The organism is Bradyrhizobium sp. STM 3562 (genome assembly GCF_045571435.1).
In the GTDB taxonomy this organism is placed as follows: Bacteria; Pseudomonadota; Alphaproteobacteria; order Rhizobiales; family Xanthobacteraceae; genus Bradyrhizobium.
The window spans coordinates 7,817,524-7,841,117 of sequence record NZ_CP120694.1 but is presented as its reverse complement, the minus strand read 5'-3'; the positions used below and the strand labels follow the sequence as shown (position 1 = coordinate 7,841,117).

25 protein-coding genes are annotated in these 23,594 nt (G+C 63.6%); 12 read left to right on the top strand and 13 right to left on the bottom strand.

Features of this window, described 5'->3' with window-relative positions; all coding sequences use genetic code 11:
• The first annotated feature begins 50 nt into the window (after positions 1-50).
• The 4 genes from P6U23_RS36295 (at position 51) to P6U23_RS36280 (ending at position 4,685) form a co-directional block, all read left to right on the top strand.
• Entirely contained in the window at positions 51-1,040 is a 990-nt protein-coding gene (locus P6U23_RS36295; RefSeq protein ID WP_407181705.1) for a polysaccharide deacetylase family protein, read from the top strand.
• Positions 1,033-2,184 (top strand): glycosyltransferase, encoded by a 1,152-nt coding sequence (locus P6U23_RS36290; RefSeq protein ID WP_407177077.1) that lies wholly within the window; start codon positions 1,033-1,035, stop codon positions 2,182-2,184. Before P6U23_RS36295 ends, P6U23_RS36290 begins: the two co-directional genes overlap by 8 nt.
• A 106-nt stretch (positions 2,185-2,290) precedes the next feature.
• On the top strand, positions 2,291-3,598 hold the full coding sequence (locus tag P6U23_RS36285) for a hypothetical protein (RefSeq protein ID WP_407177076.1): 1,308 nt from the start codon (positions 2,291-2,293) through the stop codon (positions 3,596-3,598).
• A gap of 196 nt (positions 3,599-3,794) precedes the next feature.
• A complete protein-coding gene (locus P6U23_RS36280; protein WP_407177075.1) occupies positions 3,795-4,685 on the top strand; it encodes an acyl-CoA acyltransferase in 891 nt (296 codons plus the stop codon).
• 19 nt (positions 4,686-4,704) lie between these two features.
• Here P6U23_RS36280 and P6U23_RS36275 read toward each other — a convergent pair whose 3' ends face one another.
• The 5 genes from P6U23_RS36275 to P6U23_RS36255 form a co-directional block, all read right to left on the bottom strand.
• Positions 4,705-5,655 (bottom strand): DUF5996 family protein, encoded by a 951-nt coding sequence (locus tag P6U23_RS36275; RefSeq protein ID WP_407177074.1) that lies wholly within the window; start codon positions 5,653-5,655, stop codon positions 4,705-4,707.
• A gap of 91 nt (positions 5,656-5,746) precedes the next feature.
• A complete protein-coding gene (locus P6U23_RS36270; RefSeq protein ID WP_407177073.1) occupies positions 5,747-5,923 on the bottom strand; it encodes a hypothetical protein in 177 nt (58 codons plus the stop codon).
• 770 nt (positions 5,924-6,693) lie between these two features.
• Positions 6,694-7,293, bottom strand: coding sequence for an NAD(P)H:quinone oxidoreductase (gene wrbA / locus P6U23_RS36265; protein WP_407177072.1), 600 nt, complete (start codon positions 7,291-7,293; stop codon positions 6,694-6,696).
• 152 nt (positions 7,294-7,445) lie between these two features.
• Complete coding sequence (locus P6U23_RS36260) at positions 7,446-8,144, bottom strand: pirin family protein (protein ID WP_407177071.1); 699 nt, start codon at positions 8,142-8,144, stop codon at positions 7,446-7,448.
• A 77-nt stretch (positions 8,145-8,221) separates the two neighbouring features.
• The gene (locus tag P6U23_RS36255) at positions 8,222-8,974 is read right to left on the bottom strand and encodes an SDR family NAD(P)-dependent oxidoreductase (protein WP_407181704.1); all 753 of its coding nucleotides are present in this window, start codon (positions 8,972-8,974) and stop codon (positions 8,222-8,224) included.
• 112 nt (positions 8,975-9,086) lie between these two features.
• On the opposite strand from P6U23_RS36255, the gene P6U23_RS36250 reads away from it, so the two are divergent.
• Positions 9,087-10,001, top strand: a complete 915-nt coding sequence (locus tag P6U23_RS36250) for a LysR family transcriptional regulator (RefSeq protein ID WP_407177070.1) — start codon at positions 9,087-9,089, stop codon at positions 9,999-10,001.
• 712 nt (positions 10,002-10,713) lie between these two features.
• Here the strand turns inward: P6U23_RS36250 and P6U23_RS36245 are convergent.
• The 3 genes from P6U23_RS36245 to P6U23_RS36235 all read right to left on the bottom strand — a co-directional run bounded on the left by P6U23_RS36245 (position 10,714) and on the right by P6U23_RS36235 (position 12,970).
• Complete coding sequence (locus P6U23_RS36245; protein WP_407177069.1) at positions 10,714-11,193, bottom strand: YbaK/EbsC family protein; 480 nt, start codon at positions 11,191-11,193, stop codon at positions 10,714-10,716.
• Positions 11,190-11,930, bottom strand: a complete 741-nt coding sequence (locus P6U23_RS36240) for a haloacid dehalogenase type II (protein ID WP_407177068.1) — start codon at positions 11,928-11,930, stop codon at positions 11,190-11,192. The genes P6U23_RS36245 and P6U23_RS36240 overlap by 4 nt, the downstream gene beginning before the upstream one ends.
• Before the next feature lie 155 nt (positions 11,931-12,085).
• Complete coding sequence (locus P6U23_RS36235) at positions 12,086-12,970, bottom strand: amidohydrolase family protein (protein ID WP_407177067.1); 885 nt, start codon at positions 12,968-12,970, stop codon at positions 12,086-12,088.
• Between the two features lie 258 nt (positions 12,971-13,228).
• Between P6U23_RS36235 and ykgO the strand changes: the two genes are divergently transcribed.
• The 3 genes from ykgO to P6U23_RS36220 all read left to right on the top strand — a co-directional run bounded on the left by ykgO (position 13,229) and on the right by P6U23_RS36220 (position 14,475).
• Positions 13,229-13,354 carry a type B 50S ribosomal protein L36 gene (gene ykgO, locus P6U23_RS36230; RefSeq protein ID WP_006611362.1) on the top strand — a complete coding sequence of 42 codons (126 nt, stop codon included), beginning with the start codon at positions 13,229-13,231 and terminating at the stop codon, positions 13,352-13,354.
• Between the two features lie 173 nt (positions 13,355-13,527).
• Positions 13,528-14,112, top strand: coding sequence for a tetratricopeptide repeat protein (locus P6U23_RS36225; protein WP_407181703.1), 585 nt, complete (start codon positions 13,528-13,530; stop codon positions 14,110-14,112).
• Positions 14,113-14,208: 96 nt separating this feature from the next.
• Entirely contained in the window at positions 14,209-14,475 is a 267-nt protein-coding gene (locus tag P6U23_RS36220) for a hypothetical protein (RefSeq protein ID WP_407177066.1), read from the top strand.
• Between the two features lie 105 nt (positions 14,476-14,580).
• On the opposite strand, the gene P6U23_RS36215 is transcribed toward P6U23_RS36220, so the two are convergent.
• Entirely contained in the window at positions 14,581-14,763 is a 183-nt protein-coding gene (locus P6U23_RS36215; RefSeq protein ID WP_407177065.1) for a hypothetical protein, read from the bottom strand.
• 262 nt (positions 14,764-15,025) lie between these two features.
• Here P6U23_RS36215 and P6U23_RS36210 point away from each other — a divergent pair, with 262 nt between their 5' ends.
• Entirely contained in the window at positions 15,026-15,973 is a 948-nt protein-coding gene (locus P6U23_RS36210; protein WP_407177064.1) for an alpha/beta fold hydrolase, read from the top strand.
• Between the two features lie 95 nt (positions 15,974-16,068).
• Here the strand turns inward: P6U23_RS36210 and cycA are convergent, their stop codons facing one another.
• On the bottom strand, positions 16,069-16,464 hold the full coding sequence (cycA, locus tag P6U23_RS36205) for a cytochrome c-550 CycA (RefSeq protein ID WP_407177063.1): 396 nt from the start codon (positions 16,462-16,464) through the stop codon (positions 16,069-16,071).
• A 224-nt stretch (positions 16,465-16,688) separates the two neighbouring features.
• Between cycA and P6U23_RS36200 the strand changes: the two genes are divergently transcribed.
• On the top strand, positions 16,689-18,182 hold the full coding sequence (locus P6U23_RS36200) for an FAD-linked oxidase C-terminal domain-containing protein (protein WP_407177062.1): 1,494 nt from the start codon (positions 16,689-16,691) through the stop codon (positions 18,180-18,182).
• A gap of 329 nt (positions 18,183-18,511) precedes the next feature.
• On the opposite strand, the gene P6U23_RS36195 is transcribed toward P6U23_RS36200, so the two are convergent.
• The 3 genes from P6U23_RS36195 to P6U23_RS36185 form a co-directional block, all read right to left on the bottom strand.
• Positions 18,512-19,213 carry an antibiotic biosynthesis monooxygenase family protein gene (locus tag P6U23_RS36195; RefSeq protein ID WP_407177061.1) on the bottom strand — a complete coding sequence of 234 codons (702 nt, stop codon included), beginning with the start codon at positions 19,211-19,213 and terminating at the stop codon, positions 18,512-18,514.
• A 38-nt stretch (positions 19,214-19,251) separates the two neighbouring features.
• Positions 19,252-20,235 (bottom strand): alpha/beta hydrolase, encoded by a 984-nt coding sequence (locus tag P6U23_RS36190; protein ID WP_407177060.1) that lies wholly within the window; start codon positions 20,233-20,235, stop codon positions 19,252-19,254.
• A 240-nt stretch (positions 20,236-20,475) separates the two neighbouring features.
• Positions 20,476-20,814: a putative quinol monooxygenase gene (locus P6U23_RS36185; RefSeq protein ID WP_407177059.1), complete on the bottom strand. Its 339-nt coding sequence runs from the start codon at positions 20,812-20,814 to the stop codon at positions 20,476-20,478.
• A gap of 203 nt (positions 20,815-21,017) precedes the next feature.
• Here P6U23_RS36185 and P6U23_RS36180 point away from each other — a divergent pair, with 203 nt between their 5' ends.
• Both P6U23_RS36180 and glcF read left to right on the top strand, forming a co-directional pair.
• On the top strand, positions 21,018-22,253 hold the full coding sequence (locus P6U23_RS36180) for an FAD-binding protein (protein ID WP_407177058.1): 1,236 nt from the start codon (positions 21,018-21,020) through the stop codon (positions 22,251-22,253).
• Positions 22,250-23,566 (top strand): glycolate oxidase subunit GlcF, encoded by a 1,317-nt coding sequence (glcF, locus tag P6U23_RS36175; protein ID WP_407177057.1) that lies wholly within the window; start codon positions 22,250-22,252, stop codon positions 23,564-23,566. The genes P6U23_RS36180 and glcF overlap by 4 nt, the downstream gene beginning before the upstream one ends.
• The last annotated feature ends 28 nt before the right edge of the window (positions 23,567-23,594 follow it).

Below are 23,594 nucleotides of genomic sequence, written 5' to 3'. Positions count from 1 at the left end.
TGTGCCTTGCATGTGAGAGGGGAGCAGAGTTGATCGCGCTGTCGACAGCGATGCTCGCCGCCAACGCCCTCGCACTGCCGATCGCCAGGGCAGCCGATCGGGTGCTGGGCCCGAGAGGCTGCCTGTTCACGTTTCACCGTGCCGCGTCCTCGCAGCTCTGGGACAAGCTGCCGAACCGCAACTTCTATCTCGACATTGGTTTTCTCGACAGCTTTCTCGGCTATCTCGTGGCGCAGGGATGGGATGTGGTGACCATCGGCGAGGCCGTGTTGCGATCGGCGCGCGAGGCCGACAACAGCCGTTACGTGAATTTCTCGATCGACGATTGCTACCGCGATACGTTCGAGCTGGTCGCGCCGGTCTTTCGCCGGCACAACGTGCCGCTCACGCTGTTTGTGACCACGGGCATCCCGGATGGAACGGTGCCGCTCTGGTCGGTGGGGCTCGAGCAGGCGCTGGTTGAGCGCGATTGCGTCATGCTCGGAGGACAGACTGTCCGGCTTGCGACGCCCGAGGCGCGGCGGACGGCATATCAGCGCATCGCGTCCTGGTGGGACGGGCCGGACGCGGCCAGGCATTATGCGGACTTCTGCGCGGAGAATGGCATCGATTGCGATGCCATGCATTGGAAACACGCGATCTCCTGGGACATGCTCGAGCTTCTCGCGAACGATCCCTTGATCGAGATCGGCGCTCACACGGTCAGCCATGCGCGGGTCTCCTCGCTCACGCCCGAGGCAGCCGTTGCCGAGCTCGAGGGATCCCGCAGGCGCTTGAACGAGCGGCTTGGCATCAACGTGCAGCATTTCGCCTTTCCCTATGGGCGCTCCGGCGATTGCGGGCCGCGCGATTTCGCGCTGGCACGGCAGGCCGGTTTCCTGAGCGCGGCGACCACGCGCAAGGGCCTGCTCCGTTACGGTCGGGACCGCTTCAGCCTGCCCCGCAACACCATCAATGGCGGCCATCGCAACCTGGCTGCAATGGCGATGCATCTGACGGGCATTACTGGAACGGCCGCGAGGATCGCCGGACGTGTCTAGCCCGGCGCCGCTTCGCATTGTCTCGATTGCCCATCCGGCCGTCAGCAACGCCGCCGGACGGTTGCGCTACCGCTATCTCGCGTCGCGCAACGATATTGAGCTGCATCTCGTCCTGCCCACGGTCTGGAAGGAATTCGGCCGCACTGTCATGGCCGAGCCGCGCCAGGAGATCGGCTATACGACTCACGTCCTGCCCATTCGCCTCCCGCATGCGGGGCCGATGAACTGGTATCTGCACTTCTATCCCGGCTTGCGTCGATTGCTCCGCAAGCTCGACCCCGACGTGATCCATCTTTGGGAAGAACCCTGGAGCATCGTTGCGCTGCAGGCGCAAATACTGAGGGCGCGCGCAGGCCTCGTGCTCGAGGTCGATCAGAACATTCTCAAGCGCCTGCCGCCGCCGTTCGAGGCCATTCGCAAATATCTGCTGCGGCACACGGACCATGTGCTGTCGCGCAGCCCGGATGCGACCGCTGTGGTGCGCGCGCGTGGCTATCGCGGACCGGTGACGCCGATCGGCTATGGCGTCGATCTGACGACCTTCACACCTGCCCCGAAATCGGCGGCGGAGCGCAACCGCCTCTTCAGGATCGGCTATGTCGGACGGCTGGTCGAAGAGAAGGGTCTGGACGATGCGCTGGATGCGCTAGCCAAGAGCGGGGCAGCGGTCTCCTTGAGCATCATGGGAGAGGGGCCGCATGAAGCGAAGCTGCGCCAGCGCGTGCAGCAATTGGCTTTAAGCGAACGCGTGAGTTTCAGGGGCTGGGGGCCACCGGCGGAAGTCGCCAGTTTCCTGCAAAGCCTCGATGCCCTGGTGCTGCTCACCCGCACCACGAATGCCGTGCGTGAGCAGTTCGGCCGGGTGATCATCGAGGCACAGGCCTGCGGCGTGCCGGTGATCGGATCCACCTGCGGGGCCATACCCGACGTCGTCGGCGACGGCGGCTGGATCGTGCCGGAACGGGATCCTGCAAGGCTCAGTGAGTTGCTCAATGCCATCGCGCAGGATCCGGCGCTGTTGCAAGCAAAAGGGCTTGCGGCGCGCGCGAATGTGCAGGCACGTTTCACTTACGATGCCGTCGCCACCGCGGTCGATACGGCCTGCAGGGCCGCTGCCGAAGCGGTTGGCCATTGCAAGCGTTGAAAGCAGGGCGGCGGTAATGGCGTTGCGAAACGGGCTCTCACATCAGGCTGAGGCCCCCGCGAAGCGAGCCGCGCAAGCTGACCGCCCGGCCGCCAGGGTTCGGGTCGTGGCGAGCATCGCTCTTCTCATTGGAGCCTTCCTTGCAGCGAATGGAAGCACCGCCGCAGGCGTAAGCCTGCGCGAGAGGATCGGCGGCGGCAATCTCGTGACGCATCTCGCAGGTCACCCTCCGATCGCGCAACTCTATGCAGCCCTGCACGGCGTCGGCGCCAGCATGGGGCGCATGAATTCATATGGCTGGCGTACGCTCGACCGGATTCCCACGCCCCACGATTTCGATGCGGAGATGCTGGAGGCGCATGCCAACCACATCACGCCGATCATCCTGCTCGAATATGACGGCAGCTATCAGACCCTGAATCCGCCGCAGCCGATCGGCTCGTATCAGGACTGGTTTGTCGCCGGACAGGCGATGGCCAGACGTTTTCGCCCTGATGGCGAATGGGCAAGGGAGAATGGAATTACGGGCTGGGGCGCGACGATCTTCACCGCGATCAACGAGCCGGACGTCCTGGCGAGCATCCCGCGCAAAGCCTATCACGACGCGTTGGCCGGCCTTGCCGATGGGGTGCACAGCGTTGATCCCGCGCTCAAGGTAGTGCCCGGCGGTTTCGCGACCTGCAATTCCCAACGCGATGCGACCTTGCGCGGCTATGGTCCTGCGATCGCCGATTTGCTCGAAGACGGTCGCCTCGACGGCATCGATCTTCACACCTACTACAACGCCAGATGGTTCCCCATGACGAACGGGCGCGAATTCTCGGTGCAGACCTGCTTTGATCGGGTCAAGCAGGCGATGGGGCTGAAGCGCGACGTGAAGTTCTACGCAACCGAATTCAACGTCGCGCGCCTCGGTGAATGGGAGGATTCGAAGCTCGCCGCAAAACTGTTTCTCAGCGCGTTCTGGGATCAGGTGAGCGTGGTCGGCGCCGACGGGCATTCGCCGGTGACGGCGCTCGCCTTTCCCTGGAATCTCGGCGACACCATCCGCGTCGATGGCCCTGCCTATGCGATGGCGGCGACGGAAAATCCGTGGTCCCCCGAGATCCGCGCCGTCGTCTTGCGCATGATCCTGCGGCTTGCCGGCGACATGACGATTCACTCCATCGACAAGCCGCGCGGCCTTTATCGCCTGGCGGGCGCGGATGCCGAGCTCATCGTCTGGCAGAACCTGCCGGAGTGGACGGACCGGCCGGGGCGAGAGCTGGAGATCGCGCTGCCGGAATGGGCGCGGACGATCGAGCTGTGGGGATGGGACGGATTGCGGCGTCGCATTCCGGTTAACGGCGGCAAGTTCGTGCTCGACGGCTTGGATGAGAACGAGACCTACATGATCCGCATTCCGCGCTCGTAAGCCGCGCGGGAGATGGGGCCCATATTGCATTAAGGTAAACACACGAGCGGGCGAACCCGCGCTTGCGGGAGCCCGGTTCGGGAGCGCAATTTGCTCATGGCGAGATTGCCTCAAATTGGCTGCGTCCTTCGACGCGGCACTATTCTTTCACTATTCTTTAAAGCGTGCCAGGTCAGTGCAGTTTAAAGCCGGGACCATGCAGTTGGATCGTCAGTGCAGCCAGCCGGCGCCGGCCGCGAAGCTGCGCGTTCGCGAGATCGTCGAGCAGGATCTGGTCGCCATCGCCGAGCTGCTGGCGCGCGGCTTTCCTTTTCGTTCGACGGAGTATTGGCTGCGCGGTCTGCAGCGGCAGACACGACGCCCGCGACCTCGCGGCTATCCCGCGTTCGGATATTGTCTCGATAAGGCGGGCGCGCCCGTCGGCGTCATTCTGCTGCTGTTTTCGGAAGTCCTCGCCGGCGGCGAACCCGTTATCAGGTGTAACGTCTCGAGCTGGTATGTCCAGCCTGAGTACAGGCCCTTTGCCTCGCTGCTGGTCAGGTCGGCCACGCGCGACAAGAGCGTGACCTATTTCAACATCACGCCGGCGCCGCATACCTGGTCCACCGTCGAAGCCCAGGGCTTCTCGGTTTATTGCAAGGGACAGGTGTATGGCGCGTTGGCAATGTCGAGGGCCGCGCCAGATGCGAGCGTGGAGCTGTTTTCGGAAGAGAACGCGTCCAGGCTCACGTCCTATGAAGCCGATCTGCTGCGCCAGCACGCAGCATTCGGCTGCCTTAGCGTCGTGGTGCGCGAGGGGCGCAACTGCCATCCCTTCGTCTTCCAGAGGCACCGCGTGAAGAATCTCGTTCCCGTGTACCGGCTGATCTATTGCCGCGACATCGGCGATCTCAGGCGCTTTGCCGGCAATCTCGGACGCTTCCTGGCTTGGCGTGGCGGGCTGTTGGTTCGGTTTGACGCGAACTGTCCCGTCCCGGGGATGGTCGGCTGGTATTCGGAAAAGCGCGGACGCAAATACGCCAAAGGACCAAAGCCGCCGCAGCTCGGCGATCTCGCCTTTACCGAGGCGGCGATCTTCGACAGCTAACCACGACGCACGGGTGTTCTTACGAGATTTCCCGCACGACGGCGGGCTCGCCAAGAGAACATTCGAGCGCCGCGCGATCCCATTTCGCTGCGTCCGCGGCCGCTTCATAGGTGCTTTGCAGAAAATCCAGCAGCGCCCCGTCGGGATGCTCTGAGATGCGCACGGCATCGTAGGGCAGGACGAATTCCCCGAGTGCCTCGCTGAACAAAGCCGCATCGGGTTTGACGCGGGTCGTGCGAAATCCCGCAGGCTCCGGGTAGGCATAGGAGTAGAACGCGGGATAATCGATCGCGCCACCGCCCGGCCAGAAGCCGGCACTGCTGACCTCGTGTGAGTAGGCTTCAATGGCAACTGCGTCGGACAAGTACGGCACCCCGCCGGGATGGCGCGGCGCGCTGCGGCCGGAGAAGCGCGTGACCGCAAGATCAAAGCTGCCCCAGAAGAAGTGCACCGGGCTCGCTTTGCCGAGAAAGCCAGTGCGGAACAGCTTGAACACGCGATCGGCGTTGATGAGGATCTGGAAAAACCGGTGCACCGCGTCGGCATCGTAGGATGCGTGGCCTGTGTCCTGCGAGAAGCGCACGGGGTTCGGCACCTCGTTGGGCATCTCGTCGATTTTGACATCAATGCCGAGCTCGGCCAGCGCCGCCAACGTCTTCGCATAAAAGCTGGCGACGGAATGTCCCGCCAATGCGAATGTTCGCGCATCGCCTTCGCTTGTCGAAATTCGCAGCGCGTGATCGACGAAATCCAGCTCGAGCTCGAAGATCCCGGCACCATCGGGAATCGGCGAGGTTGAGAGCCCGCGCGCGGTGACGTAAAGCGTCACATGCCAGGAATGGTTCAGCCAGGGCGTACGCGACAGCCTGACCTTGCCGATGATCTGGGTGAAGAGGTGCAAGGTTGCGCAAGTCTCGCGCCACGCCGCGGTGGGTAATTCTGGCCAAGCCGTTTGCAGCGTCTTGCTCATGTCGCACCGGAAGGCCGATCTCGCCGCCGTCACTAATAAGAAAGGCCGGACCCAATGGCCCGGCCCTTTATACGCCAATTGGCTGGCCACGCTATTTGGATTTCTTCGGTTTCTTGCCGAAAGCCTCGTCGACCTCGTCCTCTTTGATGCGGGCAACGGGGTTGCCCGGCTCATTGAGATTTTGCTCTTCGGTTCCGTCACCCATCATGCCGGGATGGGAAACGCCGGACTTGTCCTTCGAACTTTTGGAAGCGGGCTTGTTGCTCATGGGGCATCTCCACGCGCGCATGCGCGACATTCGAACGGAACGAGTGTAGTCTTGTTCGTGCAAGCTGCCAGTATTTCGCCCGCTGAGGATGGATCACGAACTCGTGCACTCTGTGCAGGCAGCCATTGATGCGAGGGCGAGGGGGTGCCCGCAGCTTCAAGCTTTCACATTTGCCATTCTGAAAAGCGTTTCATATTTCGACCAATCTCCCTCGCAGATCAGCGCATACAGGGATCGATTTGCGGCAAAGCCGGTGTCGCTCCGGCTCGGCGGAGCCGCCGACGATACGTGCTGGTATGGAGGTGATGGTTGGTGGCTGTCGACCGCGGAGGCCGAGGGCGAGCAAACGGAGCCGACGAAAAGCTGAGCGCTATTCAACTGCGAGGGAGGGCCAAGATGTCCATCTACGTCTCGCGAGTCTGTCCTCGTTTCTCTGCCCTAATTCGGTGTCCCTGATCGCGTCTCGTGAAATCGGATCACGGACGTGTGCATTCGGCGCAGCGCAGCCGGCCGCGCGTGGCCTGGAATAGCCCGCGGCAATACCAGCGTCGCGCCATGGCCTGCAGCGGCCTGCGCACCAATTGAGCCATAAAGAGAATTTCGACCATAGCTATATCCGTCGTGCCCATAGCGCACCGCTCACCATGCGGCCGGCGGCCTGGCGAGCGAGACCTTCTACTGCTTGAAACGAAAATGCGATCCGCTTCGTTGCCGATCGCTAGGGGTAGATGGGGGCGGCATCCGCTCAAGAGAATGCCGCCCCAAACGCATCAGCCATGCAGTTTCTTCGCGGTCTCCGCGATCACGCGTCCTTGATAGCGTGCACCGGCCAGCTCGTTGGCGCTGGGCTGCCGGCTGCCGTCGCCGCCGGTGATGGTGGTGGCGCCGTAGGGCGCGCCGCCGGTGATCTCGTCGAGCTTCATCTGCCCCGCAAAGCCATAGTTCAAGCCGACCACGACCATGCCGAAATGCAAGAGGTTGGTGATGATGGAGAACAGCGTCGTCTCCTGGCCGCCATGCTGGGTCGCGGTCGAGGTGAAGGCGCCGCCGACCTTGCCGTGCAGCGCGCCCTTCATCCAGAGGCCGCCAGCCTGGTCGAGGAAATTCGCCATCTGCGACGACATGCGTCCGAAACGGGTGCCGGTACCGACGATGATGGCATCGTAATTGGCGAGGTCCTCGACCTTGGCGACCGGCGCGGCCTGGTCCAGCTTGTAGTGTGACGCCTTCGCGACTTCCGGCGATACCAGCTCCGGCACGCGCTTGATGTCGACGGTGGCGCCGGTCTCGCGCGCGCCCTCCGCGACGGCGTTCGCCATCGCTTCGATATGGCCGTAGGCGGAGTAGTAGAGGACGAGGACTTTGGTCATGGATGGTTCTCCTGGGGGTTGAGTGGGCAATGGGGCAACTGGCTCCGCTGTCATGGCCGGGCTTGTTCCGGCCAACACAGTCTTTTGCTTCAGCCTGAGATAAGTCGTGGATGCCCGGGACAAGCCCCGGGCATGACGAGGGAGAGAAGGGGTTAGGCTGCGTCCACCAGCACCACTTCGCTGTCCTCCAGCGCCTTGATGCTAAGCTTGTCCTCGCCGCTGATGGCAGCGCCGTCGCGGGCATTGACGCGGATGCCGTTGATCTCCACCGCGCCGGCCGCCGGCACCAAATAGAGATTGCGCGCCTTGCCGCTCGCATATTCCGCGCTTTCACCGGCCTTCAGCGTGGTGGCGAGCACCCGCGCGTTGGCGCGGATCGGCAGCGCGTCCTTGTCCTCGGCAAGACCGCTGGCGATGGTGACGAGCTTGCCGGAGCGATCGGCCTTGGGGAACGGCTTCGAGCCCCAGGTCGGCTGGCCGCCGGAGACCGTCGGCTCAATCCAGATCTGGAAGATCTTCGTCGTGTTCGGCTCCAGATTGTATTCGGAGTGGCGGATGCCGCTGCCTGCGCTCATCACCTGCACGTCGCCGGCCTCGGTCCGCCCGGTATTGCCCAGGCTGTCCTTGTGGGTGATCGCGCCTTCGCGCACATAGGTGATGATTTCCATGTTGGCGTGGGGATGCGCGGGAAAGCCGGTGTTCGGCGCGATCTCGTCGTCATTCCACACCCGCAACGCGCCGTGGCCGATGTTGCCAGGGTCGTAGTAGCTGGCGAACGAGAAATGGTGGCGGGCCTTCAGCCAGCCGTGATCGGCGCTGCCGAGCTTTGCAAAGGGTCTGACTTCGATCATGACATGTATCCTTCAATGAACGTTCTGGTGATGCCGGGCGCCGCTCGCGCCCGGCAGTTTGGCGTGAACGGAGCGATTTACGCGGTGAAGCCGCCGTCGATGGTGAGCACCGAGCCGGTTACGAACGACGCCTCGGGGCTCGCCAGGAACACGACGCCGGCTGCAATCTCTTCCGGCCGTCCAAAGCGCTGCAGCGCATGTTTGGCGCGCTGGGCCTCGGCAAAGTCGCCGCCGTCCTTCGGGTTCATGTCGGTGTCGACCGAGCCCGGCTGCACCACATTGATGGTGATGCCGCGCGGCCCAAGGTCGCGCGCGGCGCCCTTGGTGTAGCCGACGACCGCGGCCTTGGTGGAGACGTAGTCGGCAAGACCCGGGAACGCGACGTGGTCCGCGAGCATGGAGCCGATGGTGACGATGCGGCCGCCTTCGCCCATGAGCTTTGAGGCCGCGCGGATCGCCGCGATCACACCGTGCACATTGATCGCATCCTGCCGTGCCAGCGCCGCGGTGTCGGCCTTGGGATCGTCGACCGCGCCGCCGGCGGCGACTCCGGCATTGTTGACGAGAATATCGAGCCGCCCGAACCGCTTCGCGACCTCGTTCACCAACTGCTCGACATCGGCCGGAGAGGCCTGATCCGCCTTGAAGGCGGCGGCCTGTACGCCCTTGGCCTTCAATTCCGCGACGACGGCCTCGGCCTTGTCGGGCGAGGCGACATAGCTGATCGCGACATTTGCACCCTCGTCAGCGAGCGCGCGGGCGCTCGCGGCGCCGATGCCACGCGAGCCGCCGGTGACGAGCGCAACCTTGCCTGAAAGCTTCTTGGTCATTGGATTGCTCCATTGCCTGACATTTCGATGCCCTCTGGATATGTCCTCGGCCTTGGTGTAGAAATAGAAACTATCGAAACTCATTGTTTCCTAATTCGTTTGAGGCTGACCAGTGGCAAAGCTTCCGGATTTCGAGGCGCTGGCGATTTTCGCGAAAGTCGTGGAATTGCGGTCGTTTGCGGCGGCGGCCAGCGAGCTTGCGGTCTCGAAAGCGACCGTCTCCAAGGCGGTCAGTCGGCTGGAGGAACGGCTGGGCGCGCGCCTGTTCAATCGCACCTCGCGGCGGCTCGCCCTGACCGATGCCGGGCAACGGCTTGCGGTCCGCGCCGCGCGCCTGCTCGCCGACGGCGAGGAGGCCGAGAACGAGACGCTCGCGCAATCGACCGCGCCGCGCGGCTTGGTGCGGCTTGCGGTGCCGATGACGTTCGGCGTGAAGGCGGTGGCGCCGCTGTTGCCGGAGTTCCTCGCGCAATATCCTGAGGTCTCGATCGATCTGCATTTGAGCGACGCCACGGTTGATCTGATCGGCGAAGGCTTCGACGCCGGCTTGCGCATCGCGCGGCTGCCGGATTCGTCCCTGATCGCGCGGCGGCTCTGCGCGATGCCGCGCTACACGATTGCCGCGCCCTCCTATTTGAAACGCCACGGCCGGCCGACGCATCCGATGCACCTCGCCCAGCACAAATGCTTCGGTTACGCCTATCTCTCCACGCCGAATGTTTGGCACTACACCAATGCGAATGGGGAGGAGGCGAGCGTGCGCCCTGCGGGGCAGTTGCGCGTCAACAATGGCGAGGCGGTGCTGCCCTCCGTGATCGCCGGCCTCGGCATCGCCGATCTGCCGGAATTCATCGTCGGCGACGCGATCGCCTCAGGCGAGGTCGAAGTCATCCTGAAAGGGTGGAAACAGCCGGAAGGCGCCGTGCACCTGGTGACGCCGCCCGGCGGCCCCCGGCCGGCGCGCGTCGAGGTGCTCGCCGAGTTCTTGACGCGGCATTTTGCGAAAGGGAGGAAGCGGAGCGCCTGATGGTCTTCGGCCGAATCGAACGACCGTGAACTCCTCAGCTTGTCCGGCAAATGGCGGGTTCGGGGCGAGCCGCCTCGTCAGCCGGCGCCAGAATGATGGTGCGAACTCCATTGACCCCTGTAACTTCGTCGCAGTGGGGACAGGCAAATAGATGCAGAATGATGGGTGAGTGTTGCTCGATCTGCCGTGAGCGGTACCATTTCATCTTGATGCCGCAGTCGGGACAAATCGGCGGCGCAACGTGCTGTTCGATGGGCGGCGGCCTCGAAGAGGCGTCGCGCATCAGTCGGCCCGTTGCGACCAGGGCGCTCCATTCGGTTTGGGCTGGCAGCGGGAACGGATCGTGGTGCCGCTCGCCGAGGAATGAACTTGGCGGGGATTGCTGCAGAAGCTTGTTGGAACGAGCAAGCGCCGCGCGGGCCAAAGCAACACATTGACGATCGTGCGGCGCTACACGCGCAATCCTGCACGGTTCGGTCCGGCGCGCACTCGACACTGGCATATCCGCTACCCCTGTTAGCGGCATTTCCAAGCGAGCAGCATATACCGGCCGAAGCGCTTGTGAACACGAATTACGCACGGGCGGTGGCTAGCGCTCAAGCCGGACCATCGGTCCGAGACCATCCCGATACCGCGCGGGCAAGGCCCGATGTCGGCTCCAGCGCCTTGGCCGCGAACGTCGCCGCGGCACATTCAGCCTGGCAATGGCGGTTCAGGTGACCGGCGCGAGGCGATGTTCGCAGACGTCGACCCATTCGGCGCCAACCAACTCCGCCATCCGCTGTGGGCTGATGCGCACCGCGCTGTGGGTCGAGCCGGCGGCCGGCACCACGACATCGAAAGCCTGCAGCGAGACGTCGCAATAGATCGGCAGCGGCGCTTTCAGTCCGAATGGACAGACGCCGCCGACTTCATGGCCGGTGATCTCGGCGACCTCGTCCGGCGCGAGCATCTTCGGTTTGCCGCCGAACAGTGCCTTCACCTTCTTGTTGTCCATGCGTGAGGTGCCGCTGGTCACGATGAGGATCACGCGCTCGCCGATCCGCAAAGACAGGGTCTTGGCGATCCGCGCGGGCTCGACGCCGTAGGCTTCGGCGGCAAGGGCAACGGTCGCCGAACTGACCTGCGATTCAATGACGGTGATGTCGGGTGCCTTTTGCGCGAAGAAGGCGCGAACCGATTCCAGACTCATGCGCGCCCTACGATCCCTGGCAATTCCGAAAGGGCGCGAATGCGGTAATCAGGGGCAAAGCCAAGCTCATCCATCTGGGTGCGGAGTGCTTTGAACAGGGTCAGTGGCGCCACGGTTTCGCTTTCGACGCAGGCGAGCGCCATCGCTTCCGGCGTGACCCGCTCGATCCACGCGACGTTGAGGCCAAAAGCCTTGGCGCCGCAGGCATCCCACGGGTTGGAGGAGACGAAGAGCACGGAAGCGGGCGGAATGGCAAGCGTCGTTTCGATCAGGCTGTAGGCGGGCGGACTCGGTTTGAAGACTTTGTTGGCATCGACGCTGATAGTCGCCGCCAGCACGCGGTCCAGACCCGCATTGCGGACCAGCGCGTTCAGCATATCGGGGCTGCCATTGGAGAGGATCGCGAGCTTGCGCTCGCCCATCGCGCCGAGCGCGGCCATCGCATCAGGGTAGAGTTCGAGATGAAGATATTTCTCGATGATGCGCTCGAACGCCTCGCGGTCATATGTCAGCCCGAGCACGCGCAGCGTATAGGCGAGCGAATCGCGCGTGACGACGGCGAAGCTCTCGTAGCGGCCCATCAGCGAGCGCAGCCAGCTATATTCAAGCTGCTTGATACGCCAGATCTGCGTGATGAGGTCGCCATAACCGGGAAAGGTGTCTTCGGTGACCGCTGCGACCGACTGGATGTCGTACAGCGTGCCGTAGGCGTCGAACACGACAGCTTCGATGCTCATCTTTTCCTCACCGATCTCGTGTCGATGTGACCCGCCTTTTGCGGCGAGGCCATCGCCGCGCTTTGCGGGCAGGAGCGCGGCGGAGAAGATGCTAGGCCTTGCAGGCTTCGGCAAGGGCCAGCCGCCGCCCCGGCCATCACCAAACCGGCATCGCTTCAGATGCCGAGCAGTTTCCTCGCGTTGGCCTTCAGCACTTTCGGCCGGATCTCCTCGCGGATGTCGAGCTTGGCGAAATCCGCGAGCCAGCGGTCCGGCGTGATCACCGGCCAATCCGAGCCGAACAGCATTTTGTCCTGCAGGATCGAATTGACGTAGCGCACCAGGATCGGCGGGAAGTATTTCGGCGACCAGCCGGAGAGGTCGATATAGACGTTCGGCTTGTGGGTCGCGACCGACAGCGCCTCTTCCTGCCAGGGGAAGGAGGGATGGGCGAGGATGATCTTCAGGTCCGGGAAATCCGCCGCTACATCGTCCATGTACATCGGGTTGGAATATTTCAGCCGCATGCCCATGCCGCCGGGCATGCCGCTGCCGACCCCGGTCTGCCCGGTGTGAAACAGCGCGATCGCGCCGCCGTCATTGATGGCCTCGTAAAGCGGATAGGCGAGGCGGTCGTTGGGATAAAAGCCCTGCATGGTCGGGTGGAACTTGAAGCCGCGGACGCCATAGTCCTCCATCAGCTTCTTCGCCTCGCGCACGCCGAGCTTGCCCTTGTGCGGATCGATGCTGGCGAACGGGATCAGGACGTCGAGGTTTTGCGAGGCGACCTCGAGCATCTCGTAATTGTTGTAGCGGCGGAAACCGGTCTCGCGCTCGGCATCGACGGGGAAGATCACGGCGGCGATCTTCTTTTCACGATAATAGGCGGCCGTCTCCGGCACCGTCGGCGGATGCTTGTGCGGCGACTTGAAATACTCCGCCATCCTGGCCTGGAAATCGTCATAACCGTCGTCGCCGTGCAGCCCGCAGGGCTCCTCGGCATGGGTGTGGATGTCGATCGCCACGACCTCGTCGATATTGGGCAACGTCAGTTTGGGCATGGGCTTTCCGTCCCCTCGCGGCTTGGGTTTTCGCGTTCGCCAAATTGATTATACCATATAATCAATTTGGCAAGGCGGCCGGTGCCGGGCCGCATCAAGCCGACCCATTTTGGCAAGCCGGCCCATTTGGATTGACATTTGGCCCGGTCATGGCTTAGAAACCGCGCCATCCCGGGCGGTCGTCCGCCGGCGGGATAATCCTTATTTTGCCAAATCCGGCCTGTCGAACACGGCCTTTGGAAGCATCAGGACACTGCCATGAAGGTCCGTAACTCGCTCAAGTCGCTGCGCGGCCGCCATCGCGCCAACCGCCTGGTTCGCCGCAAGGGCCGCGTCTATGTGATCAACAAGGTCCAGCGTCGCTTCAAGGCGCGCCAGGGCTGAGAAGGCCGAACCGACGTAGCCCGGTTCCAGCGGTAATAACCCTTTCTCACGGCTCTTTGACGCCTTGCCGCTTTGCAAGGCCGCTCGGCTGCGTCTACACTTTGCTGATGAGATTCCTGAAGAGATCCTTGGGGCCTCGTCGCTACGTCACCGCGATCGGGCTTGCCGCCGCGATGGCCGCGCTGCCGATCTCGGCGCTTGCGCAGGACCAGCTTAGTCCGTCCAAGAAAAAACCGCCGGAAGCGCCGGCCAAGCTCCCCAACGTTCCCGCCGACCGGTCCAAAGGACTGGATTTCCTGTTCGGTGCGCTCAAGGCCGCGCCGGACGAGATCAGCGCCAAGCATGTCGAGGCCCGGATCTGGGCGCTCTGGATGCAGACGCCAAGCGACACCGCGGCGCTGTTGATGGCGCGCGCCAAGGTCGCGACGGACGCGCAGCAGCCTCAGGTCGCGATCAAACTGCTCGACGCCGTGGTCAAGCTGCGCCCCGACTATGTCGAGGCGTGGAACCGGCGGGCCACGCTCTATTATCTCAAGAACGATTATGGCCACGCCCTGGCCGATATCGAACAGGTGTTGATCCGCGAGCCCCGTCATTTCGGTGCGCTCGCGGGGCTCGGCATGATCATGCAGGATCTTGGCGAGGACAAGCGCGCGCTTGATGCCTTCCGCAAGGCGCTGGAGATCAACCCGCATCTGGAAAAGGTGCCCGAACTCGTCAAGCAACTCAGTGAAAAGGTCGAAGGCCGCGATATCTAGAACGGCCGCGTTAACCTGCCGCATAGCCGTTGATTGTCAGCGGCGCTGTTTCCCGCTAGCCAATGTCACCTCTCGGTCTCCATGGGAAGCCAAGCCATGACACGCGCGATGCTGGCAACGGGCCTGATGGTCGCGTCTGCGACGGCTGCCTACGCCGACAACATGTTCTGGGTGGTCGGAAGCCACGCCACCAGCAAATGTGAGATCGTCACCCGCAATCCGGTCGTGGACGGCGGCAACATCTGGTTCGCTGATGGGCCTTACAAGTCGCAAAGCGATGCGAAGCTGGCCCGCTCGACCATCAACGCCTGTCCGCCGGAAAAAGAGGAGCCCACGCCTCAGCAGGACTCCGCCGGGAAGTGAACCGTGGCGATTCGGATCATGATCCGATGAGACGGAATCGGATCATGATCTTTGTTTGAGCATGATCTTCTCGGAAAACCGGTTTTTGCTTTTCCGGATCGTGCTCTAATGCAGAACGCTATTGCGCCGCTCCGTCAGGCCGCTGTGAGCGGCCGCGGCGTAGAGCTGCGCCAGCTCTGCCTCCAGGTGCTCATTGACCAGCAGCAAGGCTCTGACCGCACCGCGGAGATCGCCGTTGCAGCTAGCCACGATCTCGTCGATGGTGGCGTCGCTCGATCGGAAACTCATGAATACTCCCTCCCATTTGCCTGAGAATCAATCACCGGCGCGGATTTGCTGTTCCTGTGGATGACGTGGAAAATGCGTGGCGGTGATCGTCTCGAATGGTCTGCGCCCGCCGTCAGAGATAGTGCCGACCATGGTTATAAAAAGGCCGACGACGCCCGTATGACGGGGCATTGAAACAACACGCTCAGATGCGTTCGCCGCGAATCCGGCTCCGCTTCGCCGCGGCGTTGGCCCTGCGGCACGGATCGTCCGGATAAGCTCAATGATATCAATGGTTGTTATCGGAGCGCTGGTGCTATTGGCGCTGGTCACACAGGCCGGCGTATGGCTCCTGCAGCAGACTTATCCACAGCGCGGGACGATCGTGGATGTCGGGGACGCGCGGTTGAATGTGGTCGATCTGGGGCCGCGTGATGCGTCCGCACCTCCGATCGTGATGATTCATGGCGCGAGCTCGAACCTCGAAGTGATGCGCCGCCCGCTCGGCGATCTCCTGGCAAGGCGTCACCGCGTGCTCCTGATCGATCGTCCCGGGCACGGCTGGAGCAGCCGCGCCCGCGCCGCCGACTCGACCCCGGCGATCCAGGCCCGGATGATCGAACAGGCGCTGAAGAAACTGGGAGTTGGCCGCGTCATCCTGGTCGTGCATTCCTGGAGCGGCGCCTTGGGCGCGCGAATGGCGCTGGACGCGCCTGAGCGGCTCGCCGGCCTCGTCATGCTGGCGCCGGTGACGCATCCCTGGCGCGGCGGCGTCGGCTGGTACAACAGGATGGTCACGACGCCGCTGATCGGGCCGCTGCTTGCCTACACCATCACCCTGCCGCTCGGCCTGTTCCTGACCGGCCCAGGTGCGCGCAATGTGTTTCTGCCCCAGGCGATGCCGGGCGGCTTCATCAAGGACACGGTGATACCGCTGATGTTGCGGCCGCGCGAATTCCTGGCCAATGCGCGCGACCTCATCACGTTGAAGGCGGCCGTCATCGAGCAAATGCCGCGATACGGCGACATCGAGGTGCCGATCACGGTGATATCGGGCGACCTCGACAAGACGGTATCCACCGACATTCATTCGCGCGCCTTCGCCCGCGCGGTGCCGCATGCGCGATTGATCGTGCTGGAAGGCGTCGGCCACATGGTGCAGCAGGCGGCGCCCGATGTCGTGATGGCCGAAGTCGAGGCGATGATCGAGCAGGTCGCATCCAAATTGTAGTTGTAGGGTGGGCTAAGCGAAGCGTGCCCACCAGCTTCGTGCCAACAAAAAAGCCCCGAGCGCGCTCGGGGCTTTTGGTTTGGGCGAAGCCGACGTTACTGCTTCTGCTTTCCGTCCTTGTCGAAGGATGAAAGATAGGCCCAGAGGTTCTCGGCTTCCTTCTCGTTCTTGATCCCCGCGAACGTCATCTTGGTGCCCGGGATCTTCGCCTTGGGGTCCTTGATGTACTCGAGGAAGGTCTCCTTGCTCCAGGTGATGCCGGAGTTCTTGTTTGCGTCGGAGTAATTGTAATCCGGTGCAGTGCCGGTCTTGCGGCCGTCGAGCCCGTTGAGCTCCGGTCCGACCTTGTTCTTGGCGCCTTCGCCGATCGAGTGGCACGGCAAGCACTTGTTGAATGAGGTCTTGCCGGCCGCGGCGTCCTGCGCCAGCGCCGCCGAGGCGGTCGCTGCCGACGCGATGACCACCAAAGCACTCAAGGTCAATTTCTTCATGGCATGGGCTCTTTGAGGTTTCCTGGAGGGTTATAGGGGGTAGGATTTCCGCGCGCCCTTCTTGCATAGGGGCGACGGTCGCGACAAGTCCGTCAAACCGCATCGCGACTCATCCTTAGGGCGGACTGTGAGCAGTTGCAGCATTCACAGCGCTTCGTGGCCTGTTCAAGGCGGCATGGATATGCTTGATTCAGCGAGCTAAATTTCAACGCGCGGAGAGTTCGATGTCCATCATGATGCCGCAACCGGATGCCGCGATCATCGCCAGGCGCGATGAGATCGTGGCGAGCTTGCGCGCGATCGTGCCCGGCGAAGGCGTGATCTCCTCCGCAGCCGAGATGCTGCCTTACGAGTCCGATGGCCTGATGGCGTACCGGCAGCCCCCAATGGTTGTGGTGCTGCCCGAGACCACCGAGCAGGTCTCGCGCGTGCTGAAATATTGTCACGAACAGGGCATCAAGGTGGTGCCGCGCGGCTCCGGCACCTCGCTCTCCGGCGGTGCGCTGCCGCTTGCCGATGGCGTGCTGTTGGGCTTGGGCAAATTCAAGCGCATCCGCGAGATCGATTTCGACAACCGCGTGGTGGTAACGGAGCCCGGCGTCACCAATCTTGCGATCAGCCAGGCGGTCGCTCATGCCGGCTTCTACTACGCGCCCGATCCGTCCTCGCAGATCGCCTGCTCGATCGGCGGCAATATCGCGGAAAATTCCGGCGGCGTGCATTGCCTGAAATACGGCATGACCACCAACAACGTGCTCGGTTGCGAGATCGTGCTGATGACGGGCGAAATCCTGCGCATCGGCGGCAAGGCGGCCGAGAATGCCGGCTATGACCTGATGGGCATCATCACCGGCTCCGAAGGCCTGCTCGGGGTCGTTACCGAGGTCACCGTGCGCATCCTGCAGAAGCCGGAGACGGCGCGCGCGCTGATGGTCGGCTTCGGCGAGGTGGAGGCGGCCGGCGAATGCGTGGCGCGGATCATCGGTGCCGGCATCATCCCGGGCGGCATGGAAATGATGGACAAGCCTGCGATCCACGCTGCCGAGGCCTTTGTCCATGCCGGCTATCCACTCGACGTCGAAGCGCTCCTCATCATCGAGCTCGATGGTCCCGCGATCGAGGTCGACGAGCTGATCAAGCGGGTAGAGGCGATCGCGCTCAGTTGCGGCTCGACCTCTTGCCGGATTTCAAATTCGGAGGCCGAGCGCAACCTGTTCTGGGCCGGCCGCAAGGCGGCGTTCCCCGCCGTCGGACGGATCTCGCCCGACTATCTCTGCATGGACGGCACCATCCCGCGCGGCAAGCTGCCGCAGGCGCTTTCGCGCATCCGCGATCTCTCGGCGAAATACGGTCTGCAGGTGGCCAACGTCTTTCATGCCGGCGACGGCAATCTGCATCCGTTGATCCTGTACGACGCCAACCAGCCCGGCGAGATGGAGCGCGCCGAAGCCTTTGGCGCCGACATCCTGCGGGCTTGCGTCGAGCTCGGCGGCGTGCTCACAGGCGAGCACGGGGTCGGCATCGAAAAGCGCGACCTGATGGGCGAGATGTTTTCAGACGTCGACCTCAACCAGCAGCAGCGGCTCAAATGCGCCTTCGACGCGCAGGGCCTGCTCAATCCCGGAAAAGTATTCCCGACCCTGCACCGCTGCGCCGAGCTTGGCCGCATGCACGTGCATGGCGGCAAGCTGGCGTTTCCCGATATTCCGCGGTTCTAACGCGTGCTGAGCCTGGGGGCAGTTGATTGCCTCGGCGGCTCACCTCTCCCCAGCGGGGAGAGGTCGGATTGCTCCTGGCGATGCCACCGGGTCGCGCGAACGCGCGCCCGATGACAGGCTCCGCATCGTCCAGTGCAATCCGGGTGAGGGGCCGCAGCTCTCAATCGAGATCTTAACCCCTCACCCGGATCGCATCTTTCGATGCGATCCGACCTCTCCCTATGGGAGAGCCGCCCGCGGCTTATGTCGATTCAACCAAACCTCATCCGGCCCTAGTCGACTTCATCTCTTCGCAATTGGAAGGCCATCGGTGTCGTCCGAGCACGTCCTCACTGCGCGGGCTCCGCGTGCTGGGCCTGGGCGCCCTTGACATCAGGATAGAACTGCGGCGCTTCGCGGCGGTCGAAGCGGCCATAGTCGCGAACGATGCGAATGCGGCGATGGCGCAGCTTCTCGATCCCATCGATATGGGTCGGTGACCAGGCGCTGGCGGCCTCGGCGTCCTTCCATCCGACCAGCAGCGCGAGCTTGCCCGGATTGTAGATGCTTTCGAAGATGTCATGTTCAACGACGGCGGCGCTTTTCAGGTCGAGCCCAAGATGGGCAGGCAAGAGATCGGTTTGCGCCGCGAAGGTTGCGTCCCTGGCCGGCGTGATCTCTGTGAGCGTCGCGACCTTTGCGAGGCCGATCTCCGTCTGGTCGAAGCGCAGCTCCTGGGTTCCCGATTGCGGCGGCGGATTGCTGTCGAAGGTCACTTCGCCGACGCGCAAATGATAGTCGTCGAAAATCTCGAAGCGGCCCTTCTCCTGGACCATGTGGTGCTCGCCCTGCGTACGCCAGCGCACGACCGATTTTTCATCGCGCCAGGTCGAGTGCGACAACACCCAGCCGGGCCTGCGGCGGCTCTCGAATCGTTCGTTGTCGATGAAGCCCTCGATCGACTCCAGGATCGGCTTTAAATGCTTCGCGAGTTCTAGATATCCGTCCTTCTTGCCTTGCGCGGGGAGGACTTCGAAAATCACGGAAAACATTGTCGTCTCCTTCTCTTCGATTCAGAAGGGTTTTGGGTTCAGGAGGGAGCCGGCGCGACATCGTCGCCGCGCAGGAAGTCGATGCTCGCGCGCCAAAGCGCCGGACGCATCGCTTCGAGATGCATCAGATGGGTGCCCCGGCTGATCTTGATATCGCGTTTGATCGGGCTCTGCGTGAAGGCATTGAACAGCCAGCGGGCATCGTCATCAAGCATCAATCCGTCCCATTCGCCGCGAATGATTGCAACGGGTGCGCGCACCTGCGAGGGATCATAGGCGAGCTGGCCGTGCCAGGCCTTGATGATTTCGCTGAACGGACCGAGCGGCGTCTTCACGCCCGCGGGATCGCGGGAGCGGCTCATCGGATCGCTGTCGAGATAGCGCTTGCCCCACTCCTCGAAGTGGCGGCGGGATAACACCGGCGGCTCATGGGCGGGCACGTCCTCAATGAAGCGATTCCATTGATCCTCGCGGGTTACGATGCGCCAGGCCGGAAAGCGGGGCGGGGTCTCGTAGCGGCGCGGACCGCGCTGCGCGATCGGGGCAAACATCACGATACGCTCGACCAGCGCCGGGTGGGCGCCGGCGAACAGGGCGGCCGGCATCGAGCCCCAGGAATGCGAGATCAGCGACAGCCGGCCGATGTCCTGATGGGCGAGAATGAAGCGCACCGCCGCTTCGACCTGCCTCGCGGCGTCCTCCGCCACACAGAGGGGAGGGTTGTCGGACGGCGGCCGATCCATCTCCGGATAGCGGTCGGAGTGACCGAAACCATAGAAGTCGAGACCCCAGACGTCGAAGCCCGCGGCATTCAGCGCGTCGCGCCAGGATTGACCGTCGAAGCGATGCGCGACCGACAGGGCCGACGGAAAGGTTGCGCCGTGAACATAGAGCACTGCGCGCCGCGGCTGAAATTGTGTGCTCGCCGCCGGCAGGAACCGCAGGAAGAGCGCCAGCCCCTCGCGCGGGCCCGGAATGCGGAAATGCTGTTCACGCGGGTCAAGTTTCGGCGCATCCGTCATCTGGATCTTCTCTCCTTTGAGTTATTCGTCTGCGCTCGTCGGCCCAACTCGCAAGGCGAAGTATCGGTTTCTCGCGACGCTTCGACGGTGCTCGAAGTGCCGAGAGAGATCGGCGCAGGTGGTTGATCGGGTTCCGCGAAAAGCGAGAGGGCTCAAGCCACGCCGCAAGCCAAGGCGATCGCGGCCGGCCCTCTGCCTTTCGAACCCCCGGAGGTTCGATATTCGAGGACTTACGTTAGCTCACAGCAGCGCGTATTGCGCGCGTTCGCGTCTTGTCAGGAGCGGAAGTGCCTGACCCGCAATATACGATTTGAAGTGCGCGCTTTCCTGGTGAGCCTTCAACGCGGCCTCATCGCGGAACAGTTCGTAGAACAGGAACTGCGCCGGGTTGTCCTTGGCCCTGCTGATCAGGAACAGTTTTGCCCCAGGCTCGGCCTGGGCCTCCGGGAGGAAGCGGTCCAGAATCTCGGCGACCTTGTCCGCCTGATCCTCCTTTGCTTCCCATTGCGCGACCACCAGCAGCCCGCCGTCGCTCACGGCCTCGCTGATGGTTCTGTCCTTGACTGCATATCGATCCATGGCGGTTCTCCTGTCGATCCGTCCCGGCGGTTACAAGCCGAATGGCCCGTTCCGGCGGATACAATTCGATATATGGCGAATTATCATCGCAGATGATTCGATGACGATCGAAATGAGGATGCGGCGTCGCCCGGAGGCGGGCGATGCCAGCGGCCGAGTCTTGCATTTGATTTCGGCGAAGAATTTCGCTACGCGCTTAGGCCGTGGACACGCTGAAAATAAGAGACGCCAAGGACGTCGAAGATGCGGTGCGCGCGGCGATTGCCGGCGAGCAGCCGCTGGAGATCATCGGCCATGGCTCCAAGCGGCTGATCGGGCAGGCGATGGCCACCAACGCGGTGCTCGACCTGTCGCCGCTCAACGCCGTGACCTCCTATGAGCCGAACGAGCTGATCATCACGGTCGGGGCCGGCGCGCCGCTTTCGGACGTCACGTCGCTGCTCGATTCCAAGAGCCAGCAATTCGCCTTCGAGCCGGTCAATACCGCCTTTCTGCTGGGAACGCCGGAACGCGGAACCATCGGAGGCATGATCGGTGCCGGACTTGCCGGCCCGCGGCGCATCAGGGCCGGCGGCGTGCGCGACCACCTCCTGGGCGCGCATGCCGTGTCCGGCTTCGGCGACAGCTTCAAGACCGGCGGCAAAGTGGTGAAGAACGTCACCGGCTACGATCTCTGCAAGCTGCTTGCGGGCTCCTGGGGCACGCTCGCGGTCATGACCGAGGTGACCATGAAGGTCATGCCGCGGCCGGAGACCGAGCGCACGCTGGTGCTGCGCGGGCTCGACGACCTCGGCGCAAATCGCGCGATGACGGCGGCGCTGGGCTCGCCCTTCGACGTCTCGGCCGCGGCACATCTGCCTGCCTCGGCGCTGCGCGGCGAGGCGCCCGGCCTCAATGGCGTCGGCTCGCCCAAGGAGGCGGTGACTTTGCTGCGGCTCGAAGGCATTCTGGCCTCGGTCAGCCATCGTGCGCGGTCCCTTGCCGACGCGCTGAAGCCGTTCGGAACGGCGCAGATCCTGGAGGATGCGGCCTCCGCCGAGATCTGGAATTCCATCCGCGACGTGCGTCCCTTCGCCGCAAACGGGCCGCTTGGGGCGTGGCCGGTGTGGCGGATCGTCTGCCCGCCGGCTTCCGGTGGCGCGCTTGGCCAGGCGCTTGCCCGCGAAACCGGGGGCGAGGTCATCTACGATTGGGGCGGGGGCCTGATCTGGGCGGCCTTGCCGCCCAAGCCGGACGCGCAGGCCGCGGTGGTGCGCCGGCGCGCCGAGGCCGGGGGCGGGCACGCGACCCTGATCCGCGGGTCCGAGCAGGTCCGGCGCGCGATCGATGTGTTCCACCCGCAACCATCAGGGCTTGCGAGCTTGAGCGAGCGCATCCGCAACAGCTTCGACCCGAAGCGCATCTTCAATCGCGGCCGGCTCACGCGGGAGGGCGCATGAAGACCGAGTTTAGCCTTGCCCAGCTCGCCGATCCCGATGTCGCGGTAGCCGACAAGATCCTGCGCGCCTGCGTGCATTGCGGCTTCTGCACGGCGACCTGCCCGACCTACGTGCTGCTCGGGGACGAGCTCGATAGCCCGCGCGGGCGGATCTACCTGATCCGCGAGATGCTGGAGAAGGAGAAGCCGCCGACCCACGAGGTGGTCAAGCACATCGACCGTTGCCTCTCCTGCCTTGCCTGCATGACCACCTGTCCGTCGGGGGTGCACTACATGCATCTCGTCGACCAGGCGCGGGTGCGAATCGAAAAGCAGTACAAGCGGCCGCTGAGCGAGCGGCTGCTGCGCGAGGTGCTTGGCTTCGTGCTGCCCCGGCCCACCGCCTTCCGCGCCGCCACGCGGCTGGGACGGCTGGCACGCCCGCTTCTGGCGCTGTTGCCGGCGCCCAAAGGACACCAGGCGAACCCGACCTTGCTGCGTCGCATCAGGGCGATGCTGGCGCTCTCGCCGAGCCGTCTGCCGGCGCCGGGACCGGCCGCAGGCAGCGTATTTCCGGCCCAGGGAGAGAGGCGCGGCCGCGTCGCGCTGCTGCAGGGCTGCGCGCAACAGGTGCTGGCACCGCGAATCAGCCAGGCCGCCATCAATGTTTTGACCCGCCACGGCATTGAAGTGGTGCTGGTCGCCGACGAACAATGCTGCGGCGCGCTGACCCATCACATGGGGCGCGACGACGACGCATTGGCGCGGGCGCGCGCCAATGTCGCGGCCTGGACCGCCGAGGCCGAGCGCGGCGGGCTCGATGCCATCGTGATCACGACCTCCGGATGCGGCACGGTGATCAAGGACTACGGGCATATGCTGCGCACCGACCGCGATTTTGCCGCGCCTGCCGCGAAGGTCTCGGCGCTCGCCAAGGACATCACCGAGTATCTTGCCGGCCTTGAGCTGAAGCCTTGCCAGCAACAAAGCGGCGTGGTCATCGCCTATCACTCGGCGTGTTCGCTGCAGCATGGACAGAAAATCACAGCTCTTCCGAAAGATTTGCTTTCCAAGAATGGATTCGTGGTGAAAGATGTGCCTGAGAGCCATTTGTGTTGCGGCTCGGCGGGGACTTACAACATTCTCCAGCCTGACATTGCGAGCCAACTGCGTGATCGCAAGATCGCCAACATCGCAAGCGTCAAGCCGGACATGATTGCGGCGGGCAATATTGGGTGCATGGTGCAGATTGCCGGCGGCACGTCAGTTCCTGTCGTCCACACCATTGAGCTTCTCGATTGGGCGACAGGCGGTCCCCGGCCAGGATCGGAATGATCGAATTGGCCCGGCCAAAGATGCGGAC